Source organism: Gemmatimonadota bacterium, assembly GCA_026706845.1.
GTDB lineage: Bacteria > Latescibacterota > UBA2968 > UBA2968 > UBA2968 > VXRD01.
Map to the genome: position 1 here is coordinate 1 of JAPOXY010000187.1, position 13,118 is coordinate 13,118.

Consider the following 13,118-nt stretch of genomic DNA (forward strand, 5'->3'; position numbering starts at 1 on the left):
GCGCGTACAAGGTCTTCATTACTCAATTGATCGATATTGATTTCGTCTGTTAGCCAGGAATGTAGTGATAGAAAGAGGCTAAACAAAAAGCCATAATAGGGATGCCAGTCAGACAGTTGAGCAAAGAGCGATCTGCCACTATTGGCAGCATATTCCCAAATGGAATTACTGTCATCATATTCGCCCACAAGTCTTTCAAAATATCTCCGGGAAGGGGGAACCAGAGAGGACATGTCAATTTTTCCGGCCCTGATCTCACTCTGTATAGTACGTACTATTTGGACCGGCGTATCGCGAAACTCACTGAGGCACTCATCAATTTCGTCATCTTCAAGGGCACGTTCTGAAAGAATATTACGCCATGAATCCGATGCACTGGTGGGCAGATTGACGTCGGAAATAGCTTCATCAAGGAAGCGAAGACGTATATCTCTATCTGGGGAAAGTGCCGCAAGGCTATATAGAGGAGATTTCTTTTCGCCGCGAGAAAGTGAAAGATGCGGCAAATCTCCTTTCTCGCTTATGTTCTTTAGCCTCCATTTTTGTCCCTTCGTATCATTCACTTTTTTTTCCAATGCACCTGAAAGAACGCTTCGGGCCGCATTGTGCAGACTGGAAAGGTGAAATGTAGTACCAATATCAGGAAAGGAAAGAGTCGCATCCGCTTTAAGACTATACTCCTCCCGAAAATCTGACTTCTTAAGCAAAGTCTCACGTATAAGTGGAGGAGTAAGATCCAAAGCTGTTTGTGCTAATGCAGACTTGACATAAGGACTATCCATCATTTCCACTTCCCTCGATTAGATCCATATCAGCAGTTTCCGCAATCCATCTTCTATGCCATTCGACAAGCTCAAGATACAGATCGGGATATTGTTCTTTAATCGGAGCTAAAATCCTACCTTCTATCCAATTCCAGTATTCGTCCTTGATTTGCTGTGGCTCTTCAACCGGAGGGGTGAGTAGCCACATAATGAATGCACTGCGTCCCACCCTGACAATGTCAGTGCCATTCTCTGTGCCATAACTATGCGCCCAGCCGCGAATGTCAATCTGATCCATAATCCAGTTTGAGCGTGCTCGTGCAATCGAAAAGTCAGCATCGGCTTTCCATTGGTCTTTTAGTACATGGACGAAAGTTCTTTGAAACTCAACGAGCCAATGTGCCTCTTTGGGAAGTTGAAGCCAGTTACTCATTCGAACCTGAAGAATGTTTTCCCGGATAGCTTTTAATTCTGCTGTCTCAACAACTTTGCCATCCTCAACCATAGAAGCATTGAGATGATGTGCGAGTTCATATTCGCTTACAGGTATAAAAATATATCCGGCCTGACGAAGCCAAGTCCTGTACTCCAGTCGTTCTTCAGCCGTTATAGAGTCAGTAGAGACCAGTGTATCTATAAGATCCAAGGTTGAAAATACTGGCATAGATGAGTTGTTATTTTTAATACTGGGATGCTGATTAAGAAACCTGTCATCCGAAATGATTGCGTCACACCCTTTCTCTAAAGAGAAAACGCCAAAGGTTGGATGATGAGATATTGACTGGTCTGTTGGTTGATCAGCATTGATTTGTCTACCTACTTTTATTTTTCCTGACTCTATCCGCAAATTGACGGCAGACCGTATGCATTCTATGATATCCTTGGCCTCACCAGAAATATTTTTATAAGAAATTAGTTGATCTATTTCAGATACTTTTTTTGGCAAAATAATGGGTTTGAAGCCTGCGGCTTTTAGTTTTTCCAATATCCCAAGATACTGGAAATAGGCTATAGCGAGGTCATCTAAATACAGTATTGCTCCATCATCTATCTCTGGCTGACCTGTCCAGAATTTTTCATGTAGTTGCAAGTAGGCACAGGCTTCCTTTTTCTTTGATCTCGTGATTCGGCCTTTTTCCCATAATTTATCCACAATGGATTGACAACTACTTAGAACGGTGGTGTGCGCTGTTAAGTCTGCTTCTTTCTCCATCAGAGAGGCGATCCGGTAAACCGGAGATGGTCGAACAACGATGCGCTGAGTATCATCATCGCCGCTCACCTTTTCCGCCTCTGCTATTAACAGTGCCAATTCGTCCCCAACTTGAGCTGATAAGTCACTGTTGAACACAGTACTCGGTGAGAGCTTATTTAATGCACCATTGGTCAGCAAATGGCTTATTTGAACCGCATCCCTAATCCGACTTGGCTGATGAAATGCAACTCTCTGTTTTTCATCAAAAAGCCAACCAAGAGTTGAATGTGGTATATGTACTGTATCAAAAGCATCCAATGCCTCATCAAGTAAATTCAGAAAGCTCAAGGTGAGCAATGCGGTTGCATCTATTCCAATTTGCCTATTAATATCGAGGGATAATGGTTCCCTTTGACCACTATACGCGGGAATAGCTCCTCGTTGCCGTGGATCGTTCTCCAATGGATTCGCCAAAGAGGGGAAAAGCATCAAATCGCTAAGAGATTTATTGATGCCTTGATCTGCAAGAAACATCGGAATGTCGCCACGGATCAACATCTGCCATATTTCAGATGCTTGACGATTCCACTCAGGCATTTGGTCCAAGAAATCTTTCGGTGTCATCCTCCAGATTGGACCATCGTCTCCAGAGAGTGAGACGGCCTTGTGCATCCATTGCAAGACTTCATTCTCTTCCCAACCTGCGCTAATTGCAAGAGAACAGGCTGTACCTAATATACCAGCATCATCATTTCCTTTTCTGGCCGCCTCAAATATCAACTCTTTTGCCTGGGGAATAGAATCCAAACAAAGGGCCAGTCGAGTTGTGCGTATCAATTCCTGAGCATTTCTCTTGCCTTTTTCCCGGCACTCTTTCGCAACAAATGCAGAAAGGGAGTTGGTGTCACCTAAAGCGATTGCTAAATCTATCTGTAGTGTGCGGTAGCTCTCATCATCCCAATCATCATTCAGTTTCACCAATTCGGAGCGAGCCTCCAGTAGCTCTCCCTCGTGGTACAAAGAACAGCAATAGAACATTTGTAGGTTCTCGGATTGGTCTAAAAGCTCCTCGTTTGATTTTACAAACTTTATAAGCTGTTCATTCTGCTTTGAATTATATAAAGCGCGTGCCAGCCCCTCCGCATGGCTCAACTCGTTGGTTTCTTTAAACAGAATTTTGCCATATTCGCAAAGACTATTCCAGTCGTTTCTATCTTCAAGTTTGCCAACAAGGGTTGTTAAAACACTCAGGCTACCTGTCTTTTTAAACTGTGCTTTTAGGCTATTAACTGGATCAATCCCTTTTGCTTCAGCAATTATTCTAATGAATCTGCTTTTCGCAGCCTCAGAAATTCCTTCTTTTAAAAGAATATCCAAGCACTCATTTGCCTTCTCAAGCTGTCCCGCTTGAGAAAGTAACTCGATTTGGAGAGACAGCATGAGTTTTTTGTCAATGTAGTTGGCAAGATCGTTGTAGTGATGGGCAATGTAGTCTGCAATATATTCCGGGTTCTTATGTGTAAAAGCGATGGCAAAGCGAGCAAGTGCGGCGTCGAGAGTAATCTTGCCATTGAGGGCAATTTGTCGGTCAATTTCGCGTTCGACTTCATCTAGTTTCAACTTGATTCCAAATTCAATACCAAGACGCACAAAACGAAGAGCGGATTTGAGGTTGTGAAGTTTAGACTCCAGTCGCTTTCGCCCTTTATCTGATTCATCTGGATCCGGATCCTTGAGTTCAAGCCAAAGTGCGTACTCTTCAGCTATTGCGGCTGCACGAGGAAGGTTTAACTGACATGCAGCTTTTTTACTCTCAATGAAGTAGCTGCGTGCTGTTCGCCGAGCGTTAATTGCAGACTCGCTTGAAGCAAGCGGAAAGTTTGCCGCTGATAATGGTAGTTGTCTAAGCACAACGGACCGAAATTCGGCATGCACTGTACTTAGGAGGTGCGTTATAGCCACCATGTGATGGAGGACAGGGGTGTCACGCATATCGTCATCGGTCAGTACATCACGACATTCTTGTGCTGCCTTCCATTCATTGAGTTCAAGCTGACACTGCAAAAGAAACCGTTTGCCTTCGGGGGCCAAATCAGCAGTGTCAATACCGACGGTCTTTAGCCAGTCAACAGCCTCCTGTGACCCATCATGATTTGCGACAACTATGAGGGCTGCGGACAGAGACATTGGTGAATCAATGCTTGTCAGGGCACTTAGAGCAGTGCTTTTATCACCCTTCTGTGACGATATAAAGGCGTCTGCTATATCTATTTCTTCGCAAGTACCTAATTTTTTTGCATGATTGAGATATTCTTTTGCTTTATCCAATTTTTTGGTAGATAGGATTCGCACACACCAGGCAAGAGCATGTCTCCTTACAGCATTAGTACCAACCGAAAGTTCTCCTTCTACCAACTTTCTCGCGAGTTCTAATGAAGATCGGGTACTGTCAAACTCGGCAAAAAAGCGAGATTTACGGAGTATATCGGTTTCATCCTTGATTTTTTCATCGACAAGTGCCCTTATAATATCTAAACCACTGGGATGCTGACTTTTCACTTTAGCTTCATGCTCTTCCTTCCATTGTTTGAGCAATTCGGCTGTATAAGTTTCAGGTTGACGGTCCACCACCCTATGGTGATTCGGGCAAAGCAAAATCAGGTTGTCTATAGACTTTAGTTCCTCTTCTGTGAGACTCCCTTGCCCTCTTGGACCATTAGGGCTCGAAGCGTAAATGTGGCATATATCACTAACAACAGCAGGGTTTGATTGTCCTGTACCTGGCTCAACCAAAGGATTCGTACATCCTGGAAATGCACATTGATTTAAGCTCTGGATATCCAGAATTCTTTTTGTCGTATATCCTATATCATTTTGGCTTGATGTAGCCATATTTATTACCTTACATTTTAACTTTTTAGTTACCACTTTCCAGTAAGAAGCTTCTGTATCATTCTATGATTTTGTGGGCAATATTATTAGGCAATTTGTTTGAGAAAATCGCTTTCGTCCGCTATCTCTTTAGCAACGGTTCATTTTTCACTATCATTCTGTATGTAAATCCCTGTTTGAACTGTTCGAAATTTACGGACCAATATCGGACCAGAGCATTGCCTGAGTGAAAGGAGACAGATGTTTTACGTTCGTCGTCGCGATAATCACGTTAGTCCGGTTCAGCGTTGCTGCTTGCGCCGCCAGGATCATATCGACATCAAGTGCTTTGTCATCTGCAGTTGGTCGGCCTTGTTGGCGGGCATCGGCCCAATACTTTGCAGCCTGGCGCATAGCTTCGGTTGTGATCTCCAGGTATTCGGTCTTGGTGATAAGCGCGTCAAGCCGCTGAATACTTCTGGTTTTGCGCGCTCTGAGCAACTCGCGTCGAACCTCGTAGTCTGCGATCTCTGGCACTATCACTGTTGCGCCGCTGGCTACTAACTGCTGAAACCAGTTTTTAAACTGCATGGCTTTTCCCGAACTCTTTGGGTGTATTACCATACTAAGAGGGCCGCTGTCGAGCAGTATGGTCTGGCTCACCAACTCTTTCCTTTCAGTTCCTTTGGGAAGAGTTTACGGTTGGACGGCCGATCTTCATCCAAAGCCTGAATGAGGTATTCGAGTGTTTCTCGCTGTTCGTCAGCATCTCCCTCGTCCACCCAAGATTGAACTAACTGCACAAGTTCATTCGCACGATCATCTAACGTGCTGATCTCTGGGACAATGATCGGTTTCCAATAGACCTGTTGAGGATTTCGTTTGATTCTCAAAGTTTTACGGGAAATCACAATCCGCTTGACAGGCTCTCCATAGGCCATAGTTCCATACATCGGCTCCAACCTGGTGTGGTCATCGGAAATGGTATTATCGCCGTGCTTGTGGATGATGAAGGTCGAGATATTGCCTGCCGATCCGGTAATGTAGAAGACATTCTTGGGGATGATATCTTCGAAGGCATGTATCTTTAATACGATGGTCTTGTCGAATCTCTCGGTAGGATTTTCTATAGGTCCCTTGCTCATATTTTTACCCTTTCATCTGCGTTCAGGCTCAAATTATTCGCTTCGTTCGTGATAAAGGTTTCCTTTCATTGGCGGATACCTTGTAACAAGCCCTCCATCTCCCCATACCCTATATCAACTCTCCACTAACTGCCCGATCTCAATACCTTCTCTTCCTCAAATGTATCTACATAACGCAGAATATTCAAGTTGAAGTCGTTTGCCTCGATTTTTCAAAGGTAGAGAAGTAGGGCGTATTTGTCCACATTTTTGCATTTTCGATCGTTCATATTTCTTTGCTATTCCTTCAACGTCAGCATCACGCGTCGCACATCCATCACCTGGGAATGGGGTACGTCAAGGGCGCGTAAGGTCAATGTGCCCCTGCCCGCGTTTAGATGGAGTGTTCCCAATGTCAATGGCTCAAAATCCTTTACATAGGACTCGCCTCCGCGGGGATAGCGATCATCTGATGCGCCGATTAGCGGTGGATCGTGTGCGTCAGTCACCTGTCCTTGAACTTTTGTCGTCTGGCCGTGCGTGGGGTGAAATGCCAGTTCGACGGTTGATCCCACATCTTCTTCAGGGCATGTATAATAAACCGCCGCTTCATAGTCGCCCGTTGTGCCGACTTCAATATCCCAGGTCATCCGATCGCCTACCTGGGTCCAGTGCGTAAAATATGAGCAATTGGGCGCGCCAGCACTGCGCTGGACTGTGCCGTGATGTACGCCGTCTCGTGCGGGCAAGCGGGTCGTTTTCCAGTAGCCCGTGGCAAAGGGGCGGTCGTCGTTGACGGGCAAGACTTCGGCGTGATATTTTGCTACTGCATCTGACAATTCCGCGTGAACATCGGGATATTCTCCGGACACATCTGTTGTCTGTCCACCGTCGGCGACCATATCGTATAATTTGCCTTCTATGTCCAATCGGAAGCGCTGATTGCGTGCGCTCAATTGTGCCCGCTGATGTGATAGGATGATGCGGTCAGACCATTCGACATCTTCGCCCAATAGCAGGGGTTTGAGGCTGCGTCCATCCAGGGGTTTTTCAACTTTTAAGTCGATACCCGTGAGGTCGGCAAATGTGGGCAATAAATCAATCGCGCCGGCGATTTCTTCAATTACCGTGCCTGCTTGAATATGCCCCTTCCAGCGCAGCAAGCCCGCCACGCGCACGCCGCCTTCATCTGTTGATCCTTTTGTGCCTTTCATCCCGCCATTCCAGCGCGCGCCATTGGGGCCATTGTCTCCAAAATAAAATACAATGGTGTCTTCCGCGATTCCCAATTCGTCGAGTTTGTCCAGTAAGCGTCCCACATTCCAATCGATATTTTCACACAGGGCGAGTGCCGCTCGCGTGCGGACTATCTCTTCCTGGTCGGGATTGGTCGCCCGCATCTCAATCGGTTTGTCGCGGAATGGCTCGTAAAACTCGTCGGGCACCTGAAATGGGGTGTGTGGGATATTGTAGGGGAGATAACAGAGGAAGGGTTGACCGCGTTCGACATTTGCTGTCATAAAATCCATCGCGCGATCTGTACACTCATCGGGTAAGTACCCCTTTCCGCGCGTGAGTTCGCCATTGTGCTCGAGTTCGGCATCGAAATATTGTCCCCAGTGCCCGGAACAGAACCCAAAAAACTCATCAAATCCCCGCGCGTTTGGATGATAGGGGTGTTGCGTGCCATTGTGCCACTTGCCATAAGCACCCGTGGCGTATCCAGCGGCTTTGAAGATATCGGCAATGGTGGTTTCATCGAGATTTAATCGCTCGGCACCAGTACTCACGCCGTGGACTCCGCCGCGCAGATGGTAGCGTCCCGTCAAAAACTCTGCCCGCGTGGGCGCGCATACCGGGCAGACGTAAAATCGGTCGAATAGGGCGCCATCTCGTGCGAGAGAATCCACATTGGGCGTGTTGAGATTTGTGTTGCCGTGTACACTCAAATCGCCCCAACCCTGATCGTCGGTCAACATCACGAGAATATTTGGTCTGGTCATTATATCTCCTTTTTTATTTCATCATATTCCGGATTCACACACTTATCTCCCCACTGTTTCAGCACTGGTCGCAAGCCAATTTCGGATTCGGGATATTGGCCTTTGTCATCGGTCTGGGCAATCCACTGTGTCAGAATATCGCGGTGGTGTTGCAAGGCTTCGGCATGGTCTGGATCATCTACGAGATTATTCACTTCTTCGGGATCGGCGTCACAATCGTAAAATTCTTCTGCGATGCGTTCCTCTGCCCAGAAAAATGCCTGTTCGGGCGTTAGTTCACCCCTGGCGTGCATGGTCCGCATCAGTTCCATATAATCCGATCCATCCCGGTACTGCGCCTGCATAAAAGGGCGATCTGTCATAAAGTTTCGCACGTAGCGATACCGCTGGGTGCGCACCGTGCGCATGCGATCTATTGTGAAATCACAGCGGTCTTTTGCGGCTATTACGTAGTCGCGTTCGACAAAGCGTTCGCCAAACAGATTTTGGCCTTCCATGTAATCGGGCACATCAAGGCCTGCGAGCGCGAGTGAGGTGGGACCGATGTCAATGCCGCTGATGAGGTCGGAGCGCACGCTGCCAGGATTTACGATATCTGTATTGCCCTGCCAGGAAATGATCAATGGGATTTTGTGACCACCTTCGTAAATAAATTGCTTGTGCCGCGGCAACCGCATGCCGTGATCGCTGAAGAAAAAAATGATCGTGTTTTCGCGCAATCCATCTTCTTGTAGTCGCTCCAGAATCCATCCCACTTGTCTATCTGTGTGCGAGATACAATCGTAGTGCAGGGCGATTTCTTTGCGGATGATTTCGTGATCGGGATAGAACGATGGCACGGGTACCGAGGCGGGATCTATGCCCGGTCCTTTGAGCAGGCCGATGCTTTTGCCGCCCCGAAGCTGAATTTGTCCGAAGAACGGTTGGTCCTGGGGACATCCGGACCAGTCGCTTCCGTTTTCTGCCCCTTTGAAATCCATGCTCCCATGGTGGTTAAATAATACATCTGATTCAAAGACAAAATTGTAATGTGTTTTGCCCTCGTTAAATGTGTAATATCCGGCATCTCGAAAATACTCGGGTATTGTCTTTATCCCTTCGGGTAAAAGGGGATATGAACTGTTGTGGTTGTGCGCACCTATGGTGGTTTGATACATTCCCGTAATGGTCGCCGAGCGCGAAGGCGAGCACACGCCAGAGGTTTGATAAGCCCGATCAAATTTTACGCCCGATGCAGCGAGCGCGTCTATATTCGGCGTGTGTACGGTCTGGTCGCCGTAACAACTCATCCACGGGTTCACATCTTCGAGAAAGAGCCAGAGGACATTCGGACGGTGGTTCGACATTTTTTGCTCCTTTTAATAAATCTTTTATCCAACTTGATCTTTAAGCCATTCGGGGGGACCGTATAGCAGTGGCTTTTCGTTCCATGTAAATAGCGGTTCCAGGTCCCGCAAAATATCGTCGAGTGCCGCGTGATCGTACGCATCTTGAGTTGGAAAACGGGTTGTCAAACGGCTGTGCGAACTTTTTATGACCTGGCGGCGGCGCAGTATTTCGGGATAATTGGTGCCTTTTATTGTCTCGAGCGCGAATAGGGGGGCCATGATGCCATATACCCGTTTTGCCTCTTTTAAATCTCCGGCTTCCAGGGCATTCCACAGGCGCACCACGACATCTGTTATGTGACAGCCGGGCATTTGTCCTGCCACGCCGCGCGGATGTTCGAGCAATAAATAGCGGCCGCTGGCTCCGCCAAATACGCCTTTCAATTTTGGTCCCGCCTGCTCGATCAATCCCGTAGTCATGTGTGTCGGGGGAAAGGTTTCTTCTTTGACGTATTCTATGTGTTCTACTTCGTTGATTAAGCGCACGACTGTGTCGATTGATAACTCGCTGCCCCGCGTGTGATTTTGTATAAAAATTGGCATATCCACTTCGCGGTCTATTCCCTGATAATAGCGCACCATCGCATCTTCGTCTTCGATTGGCTCTATATAAGGGGCCATTGCGATGACGCCATCGGCTTCCAATGCCTGCGCGTGACGCGCGAACATCGCCGCGTGATTTCCACTCGCCCCCTGAACGCCGAGAATTACTGGAACGCGCCCGGCGGTGTGTTCTACGACCATCTGCATCCCGTGCAGGCGTTCCTGGTCGGTCAATACGGGAAAACTACTGGCATTTACGGGCCAGACAATTCCGTGCGCGCCGCAGGTGATACAAAAATCCAGCACGCGCTTGAGATCGCCCCAATCGACATCTCCATTTTGCTTAAACGGCGTTGAGGGTATGGTAAGTACCCCGCGAAATGTATCAGTACTCATGTCGTCTCCTTTTTAATACGATTGCGAAACAATATGCAAAAATAAAAAATAAGCTATGAAATCTTATCTCCAAACAAAAAAATCCGCCATTACTGTTGTGCAATAGCGGGCAATATCATCCCAGAATCCCAAATATTTTTTTCGAATATTTGAGTTTAAAAATCAGGTGCCAATTATATCTCGTTGGACATTATTGACGTAAAATTTGGTCGTTTATTCCAAATTTCGGCGTAAATTATGGAATTGAAGTCCAGATTTTACGCCCAAAGGGGATATAACGTACAAAATGAACGCAATCCAAAAGTCCCCTGATAATCACCGGAGGGTTTATTTTTGACGGAGGATATAGAGTCTCAATTCACTCGGCGGTGGGATTTTTTCTCTGGGTCTGTCGCGGTTGCGGTCCAGTGTTTCCCAGCGCAAGATGTATTGCTCATCGGGTCGTGTTCCCTTGCCGCGAGCACCGCGGAGGTTGACAGTCATGCCCGGATAATCAGATGTCACTTGTTCTAACTCATCGGGAATCTCGCTATCAGGTGGTGGGTATGTCCCGATCACTTCCAGGGTTTGAGGATGTAATTTCCAGATTCTCTGGCCTTCTTTTATATGCCAATAGCTCATGCTGAGGCCCCCATCGGCCTCTGGCTCGACGCCGCCCAATCGAATTTCAGCACCGATAGAGCCGCCCCCCCCAAACTCCCACCGATAGGTCCAATCACTCACTTTGTAAAATACCCACTCGCCATTTTCCAAACGCGCACAATAGGCTTGTGTGTATCCATTTTCGTCGTGTTTGTGATAGCTGATCACCGGGCGCTTCTGGTCGTCAAAACCCAGTGATTGCGTCATATTGATCAACCCACCCCCTGGGGGTACGGGATCGACAGTGGCACCGCTTTCTATTGTAATTGGCAAAGTTAGTGTGTTGCCACCGCCTGTTTCCCAGGATATGAGGTCTGGACTGCGTGCATAAGAAATATTGTGATTGGTCGCACAATCGGGTGTATCGCGCCAGATCCAGACCATGTGATAAATCCCGTCTGGCCCTTTTTCGGGCATGCGCGCATACGCATTCATGCGGTCGAGCCCATCGAGCAATGGCGTGCTGAGCATTCGGTGCCAGGTTTTTGTCTGGACATCATACACATTATAAAAATCGACGCCATTGCCGCTGCTGCCATCTCGAAATCGAAAAATTAATTCATTATTGGGACCGCGCATAAACACGGGGTAGGTACAGCGATCCTCATTTTTGCCGACCATAAAGTCTATGCGTTCAAAACTCGTGACATCGAGAGGGCGCGTTGTGCGAAAATAAATCAAGGGATCCACATGCATATTTCCGCACAAATGAATATGACCATCGTCGTCGATGGCCATGGTCAGTGAATTGTGACTGTCCCATCCGACCTCCGATGACAGTCGGCCCCGATTCTCCAGCCATATACCTTCGGGGTGTGCAAATATCCAGGTCTCTTCATCTATCTTTCGCATTCCAACGGTTATTTTGCGCTCGGCATTGTAAAACGCGATAAATTGCACATCGCCGTGGGTCAATAGATCAAATCCGACGGGATGACCAGACCAGACCATTGCGACAGATAGCGAACTATAAACGGAAAGTGTACTGGAACTCATAGTTTCCCTTCTGGTTCGTTAAAACAAAGAGCGCGTTTTTTGATCAAAGATGTAGTGTTTGGGATTTTCGGGATCGCCATTTTTATAGACTGAGTAATGGAGATGAGGCGCTGTTGAGCGTCCTGTCCTGCCCATCTCTCCAATCTTTTCACCGCGTTTGACGCGCGTTCCGAGCTTGACATGTGGCTTTCTGTTCAGGTGTCCATACAGGGTTTTCAGGCCATAGCCGTGGTCGATAATCACATACCATCCCAAACGTCTGTTGTGGTCAATTTTGTCTATTTTCCCATCGGCTGTGGCGATAATGGGCGTGCCCCTGCGACCGGGATAATCGATACCAAAGTGAAATTGTCTGCGACCAGTGAATGGATCGCGACGGTAGCCAAATCCCGACGATATTCTCGGATTTTCCATCCGTACGGGGGTAATTGAAGGGATGTGCTGACGCATCTGGATGTCTTGGCTGAGTACTGTCAAAATCGTATCAAAACTGGTTTTCAGAAAGTGCGCTTCTCGCAAGAGTTGATCCATATTGGTGCGGTTATCAGTCAGAAGATCTGAGACATCGTCTGAAACGGCACTTTCCCATTCTGGCAGTATGGCCTCTCCGCCCCCCACACCTATTTGACGGACTTCGTCACTCGGTTCGGACAGGTCAACCCAGGCGCGCATGATGCGATCTTTTTCCTGTAGCTGGTCCATGTTGTGGCGCATGTTTTCCAATTCTTCTTGTATTAAGACAAATTCGCGTTGGAGTGCCGTGTTTTCCTCCTTGAGTTCGGCAAGTCTTTCCCTTTTGCCAATTGTGGCAACATAGCCGAGTGAGAGCAATAGGAGCAGGCATAATGTACTTATAATGCCGATAAATTTGGGTCGTGAGAGATGGTATTCTTTGATATAACCTTCATTGTGGGAGATAAACATTAAAGTCAAATATTTTTTCATACAATAAATCCGGGTAAAGGTGAGAGTGATTTATCTATGGCTGAGGGAGGATATAGTACTTTTAATAAACACAGATAAGTGAGCAATATAAAACTTTTCGACCATTTTATCAAGCGTTGACTGTTCCCCAGTTTTTCAGGAAGACGAAGGCTTCGCCGCGCACGGCCTGGCGCAAATTGGGAATATTGTCGCAGAAAATACGCACTACTTTAGCCTGTGCTTCAAAATTGTCAATCAGATAATTTTTGAGC

General features: G+C 47.1%; 9 protein-coding genes. All 9 read right to left on the reverse strand.

The features are described from left to right. The coding region (locus OXG87_17220) for a hypothetical protein (GenBank protein MCY3871292.1) at positions 1-785 on the reverse strand (785 nt) is incomplete at its 3' end. Beyond that, complete coding sequence (locus tag OXG87_17225) at positions 775-4,851, reverse strand: HNH endonuclease signature motif containing protein (GenBank protein ID MCY3871293.1); 4,077 nt, start codon at positions 4,849-4,851, stop codon at positions 775-777. The genes OXG87_17225 and OXG87_17220, both read right to left, overlap by 11 nt. 192 nt (positions 4,852-5,043) lie before the next feature. Further along, complete coding sequence (locus OXG87_17230; protein MCY3871294.1) at positions 5,044-5,454, reverse strand: nuclease; 411 nt, start codon at positions 5,452-5,454, stop codon at positions 5,044-5,046. 35 nt (positions 5,455-5,489) lie between these two features. Continuing rightward, a complete protein-coding gene (locus OXG87_17235) occupies positions 5,490-5,975 on the reverse strand; it encodes a hypothetical protein (protein MCY3871295.1) in 486 nt (161 codons plus the stop codon). A gap of 278 nt (positions 5,976-6,253) precedes the next feature. After that, the gene (locus OXG87_17240; protein MCY3871296.1) at positions 6,254-7,957 is read right to left on the reverse strand and encodes an arylsulfatase; all 1,704 of its coding nucleotides are present in this window, start codon (positions 7,955-7,957) and stop codon (positions 6,254-6,256) included. Beyond that, complete coding sequence (locus OXG87_17245) at positions 7,957-9,303, reverse strand: sulfatase (protein MCY3871297.1); 1,347 nt, start codon at positions 9,301-9,303, stop codon at positions 7,957-7,959. Before OXG87_17245 ends, OXG87_17240 begins: the two co-directional genes overlap by 1 nt. A 24-nt stretch (positions 9,304-9,327) precedes the next feature. After that, positions 9,328-10,284 (reverse strand): dihydrodipicolinate synthase family protein, encoded by a 957-nt coding sequence (locus OXG87_17250; protein MCY3871298.1) that lies wholly within the window; start codon positions 10,282-10,284, stop codon positions 9,328-9,330. 327 nt (positions 10,285-10,611) lie between these two features. Beyond that, positions 10,612-11,922, reverse strand: coding sequence for a BNR repeat-containing protein (locus tag OXG87_17255; GenBank protein MCY3871299.1), 1,311 nt, complete (start codon positions 11,920-11,922; stop codon positions 10,612-10,614). 18 nt (positions 11,923-11,940) lie between these two features. Next, on the reverse strand, positions 11,941-12,867 hold the full coding sequence (locus OXG87_17260) for a peptidoglycan DD-metalloendopeptidase family protein (protein MCY3871300.1): 927 nt from the start codon (positions 12,865-12,867) through the stop codon (positions 11,941-11,943). Positions 12,868-13,118: the final 251 nt, after the last annotated feature.